Raw genomic sequence first — 12615 nt, forward strand, 5'->3', positions numbered from 1 at the left:
CACCCCACCCGGGGTGCCGGCCCTCCGGCGTCGGGGCGTACGGGACGTCAGTCGCCGACCTTCTTGGCCGCGCCGAAGGCGGCGAACCCGCCGATCCCGAGGAAGACGAAGGACATGAAGTCCGCGCTCTCCTTCCAGAGGTCATTCAGGCCGCCGACGCCGACCTCGCTGAGCACCTCGCCCACGCCGACGTTGCCGTAGTCGGCGATCGTGAGCGCGATGAAGAACACCTGGCCGAGGTAGACCGCGCCGACGGAGAGCAGGGCGGAGACCACGGGGAGGACCGGGTTGCGGCCGCCGACCTTGCCGGCGGCGAGGCCGACGAGGAGGCCGACGCCGATCGCGGCGTAGCCGATCTCGCGGTCGATGGCGTTCATGATGCCGCCGTAGGCGCCGGCCGCCACCAGGGCTCCGACGACGGCCGCGACGATGCCGAGGCCGATGTTGCCGGTGCGGGCCGGGGCCGGGGCGGGGGCCGGGGTGAAGGAGTCGGGCGTGGGCGGCGTGAAGTTCTGGCTCATGGAGAGATCCCCCCCAGGGATGCATGGGCACATGTGTCCAGGGGGACGTATGTGCGAGATAAGTGACGTCGCAGGCTAGCAGCCGTGACGGACATGCACAGGGGGGATTTCCCGGTCCTCAGAGGCGGTGTGCCGCGCCCGCCGGGCTGGCGCCTCGGGTGTCCAGCAGCAGCTGGGCCTTCACGGCGAGACCCTGCAGGTCATAGGTCCGGTGGTGCTGGAGCAGGATGGTCAGGTCGGCGTTCGCGGCGGCCTCGTACAGCGATTCGGCGCGGGGCACCGGCTGGTCCCTCACCCGCCAGCCCGTGATGTACGGATCGTGGTAGCTGATCAGCGCGCCCAGGTCGATCAGGCGGCTGGCGATCTCGCGGGCCGGGGACCCCTCCTGGTCGGCCAGGTCGGGCTTGTAGGTGACGCCGAGGAGCAGGACGCGGGCCCCGCGGGCGGATTTTCCGTGCTCGTTCAGCAGGGTGGCCGAGCGCTGGATGACGTACTGGGGCATCCGGTTGTTGATCTCCTGCGCCAGCCCGACCATGCGCAGGGGGTGGCCGGGGGTGCGCGTGGTGTGGGGGAGGTAGTTCGGGTCGAGGGGGACACCGTGGCCGCCGACCCCGGGGCCGGGGCGGAAGGCCTGGAATCCGTACGGCTTGGTCTCGGCGCAGCGGATGACGTCCCAGAGGTCGACGCCGAGGTCGTGGCAGAGCACCGCCATCTCGTTCATGAGGGCGATGTTGACGTGCCGGTAGTTCGTTTCGAGGAGCTGGACCGTCTCGGCCTCGCGCAGTCCGCGGGCGCGGACCACCTTCTCGGTGAGGCGGGCGTAGAAGGCGTGCGCGGACTCCGTGCAGGCGGGGGTGAGGCCGCCGATCACCTTGGGGGTGTTGGAGATGCCGTGCGTGCGGTTGCCCGGGTCGTGGCGGCTGGGGGAGTAGGCCAGGTGGAAGTCCCGGCCGGCCCGGAGCCCCGAGCCCGCTTCGAGGATCGGGCGCAGGTAGTCCTCGGTGACGCCCGGGTGGACGGCGGATTCGAGGATCACGGTGGTGTGCGGGCGCAGCCGGGCGGCGAGGGCGTGGCCGGCCTCGCCGACGGCGGAGAGGTCCAGTGCGCGATCGGCGCCGAGCTGGGTGGGGGCGCAGATGACGGCCGTGCGGACCCGGCCGAGCTCGGCGGGGTTGGTGGTCACCCGGAAGCCGGCCGCCGACATGCGGCGGATCTCGGCGGCGGTGAGGGTGGAGTCCGTGACCGGACCGCTGTCGTAGCCGACCGTCTCGATCCCGGCGGCGACGGCCGCCTGGGCGAGCGGGAGGCCGAGATGACCGAGTCCGATGACGGCGAGATCTGCGGGCATGGGGGTGCCGTCCCTTCCCTGACATGAGGGGGCTGCCGCGCAAGCCCTCCGGGGGACAGGGGGAGCTGGCGCAATGTCAGACTAGGCGTATATATGACAGATATGTCGCATTGCGGGGTGAACGCCACCGTTGTGTTGTCCACAGCCGGTGGCTGATGTGGGTGCGGGCGGTCAGAATCGTGGAACGGGGCATGTGAGCGGGATCTCATCCGCACCAACGGGAGGCAGCCGTGAGGACAGCGACACTGGGGCCGGTGCAGCGGGCCGAAGCCCTCAGCCGGATGGCCGAGCGGGAACTGGACGTGCTGGTCGTGGGCGCGGGCGTGGTCGGCGCGGGCACCGCGCTCGACGCCGTGACACGCGGCCTGTCGACCGGTCTGGTTGAGGCGCGGGACTGGGCCTCGGGCACCTCCAGCCGCTCCAGCAAGCTGATCCACGGAGGCCTGCGGTACCTGGAAATGCTCGACTTCGCCCTCGTGCGCGAGGCGCTGAAGGAGCGCGGCCTGCTGCTGGAGCGCCTCGCCCCGCACCTGGTGAAGCCGGTGCCGTTCCTGTACCCGCTGCAGCACAAGGGCTGGGAGCGGCTGTATGCGGGCTCGGGCGTCGCGCTGTACGACGCGATGTCCGTCTCCAGCGGCCACGGGCGGGGCCTGCCCGTGCACCGGCACCTGTCGCGCAAGCGCGCGCTGCGGGTCGCGCCGGCCCTGCGCAAGGACGCTCTGGTGGGCGCCCTGCAGTACTACGACGCCCAGATGGACGACGCGCGCTACGTCACGACGCTGGTGCGCACGGCCGCGGCGTACGGGGCGCACTGCGCCAATCGGGCGAGGGTCGTCGGCTTCCTGCGTGAGGGCGAGCGGGTGGTCGGCGCGCGGGTGCGGGACGTGGAGGCCGGGGGCGAGTACGAGATCCGCGCGAAGCAGGTCGTGAATGCCACGGGGGTGTGGACGGACGACACCCAGGCGCTGATCGGGGAGCGCGGCCAGTTCCACGTACGGGCCTCGAAGGGCATCCATCTGGTCGTACCGAAGGACCGGATCCATTCGAGCACCGGGCTGATCCTGCGGACCGAGAAGTCCGTGCTGTTCGTCATCCCGTGGGGCCGGCACTGGATCGTGGGGACCACGGACACCGACTGGGACCTGGACAAGGCGCACCCGGCGGCATCGAGCGCGGACATCGACTACCTGCTGGAGCACGTGAACTCGGTCCTGGCGGTGCCGCTCACGCGCGACGACGTCCAGGGCGTCTACGCGGGCCTGCGGCCGCTGCTGGCCGGGGAGTCGGACGCGACGAGCAAACTGTCGCGCGAGCACACGGTGGCGCACCCGGTGCCGGGGCTGGTGGTCGTTGCCGGGGGCAAGTACACGACGTACCGGGTCATGGCGAAGGACGCGGTCGACGAGGCCGTGCACGGGCTGGACCAGCGGGTCGCGGAATGCGTGACGGAGGACGTGCCGCTGGTGGGGGCGGAGGGATACCGGGCGCTGTGGAACGGGCGGGCGAGGATCGCGGCCCGGACGGGGCTTCATGTCGTGCGGGTGGAGCACCTGTTGAACCGCTTCGGGTCACTGACGGAGGAGCTGGTGGACCTGATGGCCGCCGACCCGGGGCTGCGGGAACCGGTGACGGGGGCGGACGACTACCTGCGGGCCGAGATCGTGTACGCGGCCTCGCACGAGGGGGCCCGGCACCTGGACGACGTACTGACGCGGCGGACGCGCATCTCGATCGAGACCTTCGACCGGGGGACGCGGTCGGCACGGGAATGCGCGGAGTTGATGGCGCCGGTGCTGGGGTGGGACAAGCAGCACATCGAGAAGGAAGTGGAGCACTACGAGAAGCGGGTCCAGGCGGAGCGCGAGTCGCAGCGCCAGCCGGACGACCAGACGGCCGACGCGGCCCGGCTGGGGGCGCCCGACATCGTTCCGTTGTAACTCCGGGATGCGGAGGGGGGAACCGCAGACCCGGGGCGTCCGTCCGTTGCGGAGTGAGGAACAATGAGGGTTCTGCCGGGGCGGGTTATCGCGGGCCCCGGCCGCCGGGTCGCTCAGCCGCTGGGGCAGGCGGAGCAGCGGCACGATCGCAGAGGGGACGCATGTCGAAGCCGGAGCACACCGAGTCACCTGCCGGGGCGCCTGCGGCGAAGCTTGACGATGGCGCTTCGGCCGGGCCCGCGGGGTCGCCTGCGGCGAAGCCGGCCGGGGAGTCCGCGGCTGAGGCCGCGTCTGCCGATGCGCCTGCGGCGGAGCCTGAGGCTGCGAAGCCTGCGGCTGGGAAGCCCGTGTTGAGCAAGCCTGCGTCCGTGTCTGCCGACGCGCCTGCGGCGGAGCCCGGCCGGGAGTCCGTGGCTGACGCTGCGCCCGAGGCGGAGCCCGAGGACGCGAAGCCCGTGTTGAGCAAGCCGGTGGCGAAGCCCGGCGCTGTGAAGTCTGACGCTGCGGCGGAGCCTGAGGACGCGAAGCCTGCGGCGGCGAAGCCCAAGCTGAGCAAGCCCGTGGCGACGCCCGGCGGCGGGGAGTCTGCGGCCGAGGCGGAGCCGGCGGCTGCGAAGCCGAAGCCGGGCAAGCCTGCGGTGGAGCCCGAGACGGCCAGGCCTGCGGCGAAGCCCGGGGTCAATCCCGTCGTCGAGAAGGCCGATGCCATGGCCGCCGCCGTCAAGGCCGCCGCCGCGAAGGCCGCCGGGGACGGGGAGGACGAGGGGCGGTTGCTGGCCGGGCGGTACCGGCTCGGTTCCGTGCTCGGCAAGGGCGGCATGGGCACCGTCTGGCGTGCCCGGGACGAGACCCTGGGCCGGATCGTCGCCGTCAAGGAGCTCCGCTTCAGCAGCGGGGTCGACGAGGACGAGAAGCGCCGCCTCATCACCCGTACCCTCCGCGAGGCCAAGGCCATTGCCCGGATCCGCAGCGGTGGCGCCGTCACCGTCTACGACGTCGTCGACGAGGACGGCCGGCCGTGGATCGTCATGGAGCTCATCGAGGGCCCCTCGCTCGCCGAGTTCATACGCGAGAACGGCCCCCTCACCCCGCACCGCGCGGCCGAGGTCGGCCTCGCGGTGCTCGACGTGCTCCGCGCCGCGCACGGCCAGGGCATCCTGCACCGTGACGTGAAGCCGTCCAACGTGCTCATCGCCGGCAACGGCCGCGTCGTCCTCACCGACTTCGGCATCGCGCAGGTCGAGGGTGACCCCTCCGTCACCTCCACCGGCATGCTCGTCGGTGCCCCCTCATACATCTCCCCCGAGCGTGCCCGCGGCCACAAGCCCGGCCCGCCCGCCGACATGTGGTCGCTCGGCGGTCTGCTGTACGCCTCCGTCGAGGGAGTGCCCCCGTACGACAAGGGGTCCGCGCTCGCCACCCTCACCGCGGTGATGACCGAGCCGGTTGACCCGCCGAAGAACGCCGGCCCGCTGACCGACGTCATCTACGGCCTGCTCGCCAAGGACCCGGCCCAACGGCTCGACGACAGCCGGGCCCGGGCGATGCTGGGTGCCGTCCTCGCGGCGCCCGAGCCCGAGCCGGCCCCCGTGGTGGCTCCCGCGGCCGAGGAGACCCGGCAGATTTCGCTGGCGGACGCCAAGGAGGCCGTGGACAAGGCCGCCGCGGAGAAGGCGGCCGAGAAGGCGGCGAAGAAGGAACGCGAGCGGCGCGACCGCGAGCAGCGCGAACGCGCCCGCGCCGCGCTGAAGGCTGCCCGCAAGGCGGCCACGGCAGCGGCGGCCACCACGGCCGCCTCCGCCGCCGAGTCGCCGAAGTCCAAGCCGTCCCCCGTCCCGGCGCCGCTCACGGACGTCATGCAGCGCCGCACCATCGTGCTCGCGGTGGCGGCCGTGGTCGTGGTGCTGGCGGTGGTCGGTTCGCTCATCGCCTACGCCCTCGGCGACGACGACAAGGGCGCCAAGAACGAGGGCAAGGGCAAGGGCGGTCAGCCCACTCCGGCGGCCTCGGCCCCGAAGGACCCGGGCGCCGGGACCGGTGAGGGATCCCCGAAGCCCTCGGGGAACACCGGCGAGACGGCCGGCAACGGCAGTGCGGGTACCGGCACCGGTACCGGTACCGGCACGGGTGGCCAGCCGGGCCAGGGCCAGCAGAGCCCGGCCGCGAGCCAGGGCCAGGGCGCCACCTCCGGCGGCGCGGGCGGCGCGCTCCCGGCGGGATACGCCCTGGTGCAGGAGTTCGGGTTCCACTTCTCGATGGCGATGCCCGAGGGCTTCAAGCAGATCGACATAGCGGGCGACAACTCCGGCGGCATATACGCCCGTGAAAGCGGCGGCTTCCCGCGGATCCAGGTCGACTACACCGCCAAGCCGGGCGACGACGCGCGCCTCGCCTGGACCAAGTCGGTGCCCAACGTGGCCGGCAGCAGCAAGGGATACCGGCAGCTGCGGATCGACGTGGTGGACTACCGCGGCTATCCGACCGTCGCGGACTGGGAGTTCGAGCGGGAGCAGAAGGGGATGAAGGTCCGTGTGCTCAACCGCGGCTTCAAGCTGGACGCGACGCACGGCTACGCCATCATGATCAGCTGCGCCGCCGACCAGTGGGACGGCCCCGAGTGCACGCAGATGCGCAACGTCGCCTTCGAGACGTTCCAGCCGCTCGGCTGACCTCGGGACGCGGGCGGCCCTGGCGACGTATCGTGTCGGAGGGGCCATGGGGGGCCCGCCGCACTCGGGGGAGGCGATGTGGAGGAGTACGCGGGCCGGATCCTGGCCGGCCGCTACCGCCTGCCGTTGCCGCCGTCCGACGAGTACGAGCTGATCGAGACCCGCGCCTTTGACACGCGCAGCGGGCAGGAAGTCCTGGTGCGGCAGGTGCCATTACCGGAGGTCGTGGACGCGGAGCTGCTGGACGGGCCCCGGGCCGTCCCGGCTGCCGCGCGCCGGTCGCCCGCCGATCTGCCGGCCGTGCGCCGTGCCATCGACGCGGCGCAGGCCGCGGCCTCGATCCCGGACCATCCCCGGCTGGACCAGGTCTTCGACGTCTTCGCCGAGGGCGAGTCGCTGTGGATAGTGAGCGAACTGGTCCCGGCCAGGCCGCTGGCCGCGCTGATAGCCGATGAACCGCTGAGTCCCTACCGGGCCGCCGAGGTGGCCTCGGACGTGCTGACCGCGCTGCGGGTGCTGCACGCGCACGGCTGGACGCACCGCAACATCACCGTCCGGACGGTGTTGGTGTGCGAGGACGGGCGGGTCGTGCTGACCGGCCTGGCGGCCGGCGCGGCGGAGGAGGCCCTGTGCGGCTACGACCCCGTCCCGAGCGCCGAGGACACCGGCGTCGGCGCGGGGTGGGGTACCGCCCCCGTCCAGAACGCGGTCCTCGGACCGCGAGGACCGGGACCGGGACCGGGACGGTCTGCGGAGCCGATTGCGCACCCGGACCCGAATCCGACCCCGATTCCGGCCCCGGTGCCGCACCCGGACCCGATTCCGGCCGCCGGCCCGGTGGACCTCCGTACGGAGCCCGCCGCGGCCGCGTACGCACCGATCGTGGCCCCCGGTTACGACACCGGGCCGCGGTACACCGACCACATCACGCCCGGAGATCCGCAGGACCGTCCCGACCTCCAGGCCGCCGCCCGGGCCGGGGCCATCGCCGCCTACCGGGCCGGCGCGCGGGCGGCCGCCGCCCGGGTCATCGAGGAGCGCAGGGCGGGGGCCGAGGCCGGTTCGCCGCCGCCGGAGCGCAGGCCCGAGGGCTCGACCCTCCCGCAGGGGTACTCGTACCCGTACGGCGGCCCGGAGACCGCAGCCCTGCCCTGGCACGGCGCGACCCCCCGCCGGGCGGAACTCCCGGCAGCAGCCCCGGAGTCCGAGCCGGCCCCGGTGCCCGAGCCGGTCCCGGCAGCCGGACCGGTCCTGGAACCCGAGCCGGAGCGGACCCCGGAGCCGGCCCCCGAGCCCGTGCCCGTGCCCGAGCCGGGGGCGCAGCCCGAGCGCCCCGTCCTGCCCGCCCGGCTCGCCCTGCCCCAGGGCTACCGGCAGGCCGACATCCCGGCCCCGGCCCAGGACCCGGCCGCGCCCGACCGCCCCGACCGGCCGCAGCCCGGCGGCAACGGCCGGTCCGGCCCGCGGACCGGCCTGGACGCCGAGCGCGCGCGGCAGACCCGGATGGCCGTCATCGGGGCCGTCACCGAGCGCTGGGCCCCCGAGCAGGCCGGTCCCGTGCACGGGCACTGGCAGCTCGCGCCCCCCGTCGGCCCCGCCACCGACCTCTGGGCGCTCGGCGCGCTGCTCTACCGCGCGGTGCAGGGACACGCCCCGTACCCGGAGGACAGCGTCGCCGAGCTGGTCGAGATGGTCTGCGCGGAACCGCCCGCCTTCGCGGAGGAATGCGGCGCGCTCCGCCCGATCGTGGAGTCGCTGCTGCGCCAGGACCCCACCGAGCGGCCCGACTTCGAGGAGCTGCGCGGCTGGCTGCGTTCGCTCGTACGGTCCGCGCCCGAGCCGGACGCCGGGTTCGCGGCGCTCCCGATGCCGGAGCCGGATCCGGCGCGGCTGCCCGTCGTACGCCGCCGCGGTGAGGTCCACGGGCGGCACCGCAATCCCTCGGCCTCCCGCAAACCGCGCGCCCTCGGCCGGAGCCTGCTCGTCGGCATCCTGGTCCTCCTCGCCGGCGGGGTGGCGTACGCGATGCTGTTCATGCCCCGGGCCGCCGACCAGGAGCCCGCGGGTTCTTCCCAGGGCGGTACCGCGCAGGCGCCGGCGAAGCCGAGTCCCTCCCAGGTCCCGTCCGGCACGCCGGAGCCCGGGCCCGCGCCGCAGACGACCGCGCCCGCCGAATCACCGGCCGCTCCCGCCCCGGCTCCGGCCGGTTACACCACCCAGCAGGACCCGGAGCACTTCGAGATCGCCGTGCCCAACGGCTGGGAGCGCCGCGGAATCAATGAATCCGGTCAGGTGCGGTACACCGACGGGCAGTTCGTGCTGACCGTCGTCCCCGGCCGGGACAAGGTCCAGGGCAATCCGGATCCGGCGGCGTACCAGAAGGACAAGGAGCCGGAGCTGACCCCGTACCGGACGTCCACCTGGTCGACCGTGGGTGACGTGAAGACCACGAAGGTGGGCCAGCAACTGCGCGCCACGGGCCGGTACACGTGGATCGACGGGACCGGCCGCAACGTCTACGCCCGCAACTACGTCGTCGCTCTGGGCGGCAGCTATCACGTCGTCCTGGTCACCGGCCCGGAGGACGAGCAGTCGAAGGTGACCGACGTCTTCGAGAAGGCCACGGCGAGTTACAGGGCGGGCGGTTGAGCGGATCCTGACGACTGATCAGTACGGCGATTGCGTCACAGTGCCGTCTTTCGGCGCCCGGGCGGTACCGGCATCGCCTCCGGGCTCCGTAATCTGGCCTGAAGTGCAGAGAGCGGCGGGATTTCGTGGAACAGCAGACTGGTGGGGGCGACGTGTTGGCGGGCCGGTACCGGCTCGTCGAGCCGATCGGCCGCGGCGGCATGGGCAAGGTGTGGCGCGCGCATGACGAGCTGCTCCACAGGACCGTCGCCGTCAAGGAACTGACAGCGGGTCTGTACGTCGCCCAGGCCGACCGGGACGTCATGCACGCCCGGACGCAGAAGGAAGCCCGCGCGGCGGCCCGGATCCAGCATCCGGCGGTCGTCACCGTCCACGACGTGCTGGAGCACGACGACCGGCCGTGGATCGTCATGGAGTACATCGACGGCCCCTCCCTCGCGGACGCCGCCAAGGCGGCCGGGCGGATCGAGCCCCGCGAGGCGGCCCGGATCGGGCTGCACGTGCTGGGCGCGCTGCGCGCCGCGCACGCGGTCGGCGTGCTGCACCGGGACGTGAAGCCGGGCAACGTGCTGCTCGCCAAGGACGGCCGGGTGCTGCTCACGGACTTCGGGATCGCCGCGATCGAGGGCGACTCGTCCATCACGCGCACCGGTGAGATCGTCGGCTCCATCGACTACCTGGCTCCGGAGCGGGTCACCGGCGGGTCCCCCGACCCGTCCTCGGACCTGTGGTCGCTGGGCGCCACCCTCTACACGGCGGTGGAGGCCCGCTCGCCGTTCCGCCGTACGTCGCCCATCTCCAGCCTGCAGGCCGTGGTCAACGACGAGCCGCCGGCGCTGCGCCAGGCCGGGGTGCTCGGGCCGATCATCACCGCCCTGCTGCGCAAGGACCCGGCGGAGCGGCCCTCGGCCGCGGAGGTCGAACAGCTGCTGCTGCAGGCGATGGAGGGCCGCGAGCCGAAGGGGGCGCAGGCGTTCGTGCCCACGCGCGCGGTGACCTCGGAGGAGCTCGCCCCGGCGCAGGAGCCGCCCGCCGAGCCGCCCGCGCCGGCGGAGCTCGCGCAGACGGCCTCGCTGCCGGAGCCCACCGAGACCGCGGCCTCGCCGGTACCCGCTTCCGCGGCCCCGGCGAGCGGCTGGCTCAAGCGGGCCGTGGGCATCGCCCTCGTGGCGGCGCTGCTCGGCGGCGGCAGTGTCTTCGGGGTCCTCAAGTACACCAGTGACCCGGAGGGCGGCGGCGAGGACAAGAACGTCAGCGCCCCCGACGCGAAGTCCGGGGAGCCGGAGGGCGTCGCCGTGCCGGCCGGCTACAACAAGGTCACCGACCCCATCGCCGGTTTCACCCTGTTCGTCCCGGAGGGCTGGACGCGCAAGGCGAACGGCGACCAGATCGACTACACCCCGGACGACGGGAAGCACTTCATCCGGATCGCCGCCGACTCCACCCCGGACTACGAGACCCCGCTCGTGCACCTGACCGACCTGGAGAAGCAGGTGGCGAAGCGGACCGACTACAAGAAGGTGCGGCTGAACCAGAACACCTTCCGGGACAGCACCCGGGCCGCGCTCTGGGACTTCACCTGGACGGAGAAGCAGAACCACCCCGGTCCGCGCAGGGCCAAGGAGCAGATGTACGTGGCTCCGGACGGCACGGAGTACGCCATCTACATGTCGAGCCCGGTCGCGAGCTGGGCCACGACGGAGCAGCAGTTCGACGTCGTGCTCAGCGGCTGGGAGCCGCCCGCCAAGAAGTCCTGATCCCGGCATCCTGCCAGCGATCGCTGGCGGAAATGACAAAATCCGGTTACCGGCGGGTACCCAAAGGCTGTCGGGCGCAATACGCTCACCGGCATGACGGACTCGCAGGCCCCCGCCGCCCCCCTCCGGACCGCACCGCAGCCCACCAATCCGGTCGCCCCGGCCCCGGCCGGTGCCCGTACGGCCGCCGACGTGGTGACCCCCGACCTGGTTGCCCGGCTGACCCGCGGAGTGATCGGATCCGGTCGCACCGCCAACCACACCCCCTTCACCGGGGACCGGCTGGCGGAGCTTCCCGAGGCCACCCCCGAGGACGTGGCCGAGGCCTTCGACCGGGCCCGCGCCGCCCAGCCCGCCTGGGCTGCCGTCCCCGTACGCAAGCGGGCCGCGGTCCTGCTGCGCTTCCACGACCTGGTACTCGCCCGGCAGGCCGAGATCCTCGACCTGATCCAGCTGGAGACCGGCAAGGCCCGTCTGCACGCCCACGAGGAGGTCCAGGCGGTCGCCGTCTCGGCCCGCCACTACGGCCGCAGGGCCCCCTGGTACTTGCGGCCCAAGGGCCACACGGGTGCCATGCCCACCCTCACCAAGGTCACCGAGCTGCGCCAGCCGCGCGGGGTCGTCGGCCAGATCGCCCCCTGGAACTACCCCCTCGAACTCTCGGTCGGCGACGCCCTGCCCGCCTTCGTCTCCGGCAACGCGCTCGTCATGAAGCCCGACACCGAGACCGCCCTGACCGCCCTGTGGGCCCGCGACCTGCTCATCGAGGCCGGGCTGCCCGCCGAGGTCTTCCAGATAGTCCTCGGCGAGGGCCCCGTCGTCGGCCCCGAGGTGGTCCGGCACGCGGACTACGTCTCCTTCACCGGCTCCACCCGCACCGGCCGCGAGGTCGCCCGGGGCGCGGCCGACCGCCTGGTCGGGGTGTCCCTCGAACTCGGCGGCAAGAACGCCATGCTCGTGCTGCACGACGCCGACATCGAGAAGGCCGCCGCGGGCGCCGTCCGCGCCTGCTTCTCCTCGGCCGGCCAGCTGTGCATCTCCATCGAGCGGCTCTACGTCCACGAATCCGTCGCGGACGCCTTCGTCGAGCGGTTCGCCGCCCGCACGAAGGCCATGCGGCTCGGCGCCTCCCTCGCGTACGGCGCGGACATGGGCTCGCTGGTCGGCGAGCGCCAGCTGGAGACCGTACAGCGGCACGTGGACGAAGCCGTGGCCAAGGGCGCCACCCTCGTCGCCGGCGGCACCGCCCGCCCCGACATCGGCCCGCTCTTCTACGAGCCCACCATCCTCGACGGCGTCGAGGCTCCCATGGCGGTGTGCGGCGAGGAGACCTTCGGCCCCGTGGTCTCGATCTACCGCTTCACCGACGAGGACCGGGCGATCGCCGAGGCCAACGCCACCGCCTACGGCCTGAACTCCAGCGTCTGGACCAAGGACTCCCGCCGCGGTCACGCCGTCGCCGCGCGCCTGCGCACCGGCACCGTCAACATCAACGAGGGCTACGCCCCCGCCTACGGAAGCGCCCAGGCGCCCATGGGCGGCATGAAGGACTCCGGCCTCGGCCGCCGCCACGGCTCCGAGGGCATCCTCAAGTACACCGAGGCGCAGACCGTCGCCCACCAGCGGCTGCTCCCGATGGCGCCCTCGCTGGGCATGGACGACGAGAAGTACGCGGCGTTCATGACCCGCAGCCTCAAGGTCATGAAGGCTCTCCGACTGCGCTAAGGGGTATCC

Annotated in this window: 7 protein-coding genes; 5 read left to right on the forward strand and 2 right to left on the reverse strand. The window is 73.1% G+C overall.

Features of this window, described 5'->3' with window-relative positions:
* Positions 1 to 47: 47 nt before the first annotated feature.
* Both ACWGE1_RS22345 and ACWGE1_RS22350 read right to left on the reverse strand, forming a co-directional pair.
* Positions 48 to 521 carry a hypothetical protein gene (locus tag ACWGE1_RS22345; protein ID WP_453422241.1) on the reverse strand — a complete coding sequence of 158 codons (474 nt, stop codon included), beginning with the start codon at positions 519 to 521 and terminating at the stop codon, positions 48 to 50.
* A gap of 118 nt (positions 522 to 639) precedes the next feature.
* The gene (locus ACWGE1_RS22350; protein WP_453422242.1) at positions 640 to 1869 is read right to left on the reverse strand and encodes a nucleotide sugar dehydrogenase; all 1230 of its coding nucleotides are present in this window, start codon (positions 1867 to 1869) and stop codon (positions 640 to 642) included.
* A 230-nt stretch (positions 1870 to 2099) separates the two neighbouring features.
* Between ACWGE1_RS22350 and ACWGE1_RS22355 the strand changes: the two genes are divergently transcribed.
* From ACWGE1_RS22355 to ACWGE1_RS22375, 5 genes are all read left to right on the forward strand, one after another.
* Positions 2100 to 3806: a glycerol-3-phosphate dehydrogenase/oxidase gene (locus ACWGE1_RS22355; protein ID WP_453422243.1), complete on the forward strand. Its 1707-nt coding sequence runs from the start codon at positions 2100 to 2102 to the stop codon at positions 3804 to 3806.
* Positions 3807 to 3967: 161 nt separating this feature from the next.
* Positions 3968 to 6475 carry a protein kinase domain-containing protein gene (locus ACWGE1_RS22360; RefSeq protein WP_453422244.1) on the forward strand — a complete coding sequence of 836 codons (2508 nt, stop codon included), beginning with the start codon at positions 3968 to 3970 and terminating at the stop codon, positions 6473 to 6475.
* 78 nt (positions 6476 to 6553) lie between these two features.
* Positions 6554 to 9124, forward strand: coding sequence for a protein kinase (locus ACWGE1_RS22365; RefSeq protein ID WP_453422245.1), 2571 nt, complete (start codon positions 6554 to 6556; stop codon positions 9122 to 9124).
* Positions 9125 to 9249: 125 nt separating this feature from the next.
* The gene (locus tag ACWGE1_RS22370; RefSeq protein WP_453422246.1) at positions 9250 to 10881 is read left to right on the forward strand and encodes a serine/threonine-protein kinase; all 1632 of its coding nucleotides are present in this window, start codon (positions 9250 to 9252) and stop codon (positions 10879 to 10881) included.
* A gap of 93 nt (positions 10882 to 10974) precedes the next feature.
* Positions 10975 to 12606, forward strand: coding sequence for a succinic semialdehyde dehydrogenase (locus ACWGE1_RS22375; RefSeq protein WP_453422247.1), 1632 nt, complete (start codon positions 10975 to 10977; stop codon positions 12604 to 12606).
* Positions 12607 to 12615 lie beyond the last annotated feature (9 nt).

This window comes from Streptomyces sp. NPDC054932, assembly GCF_053610205.1.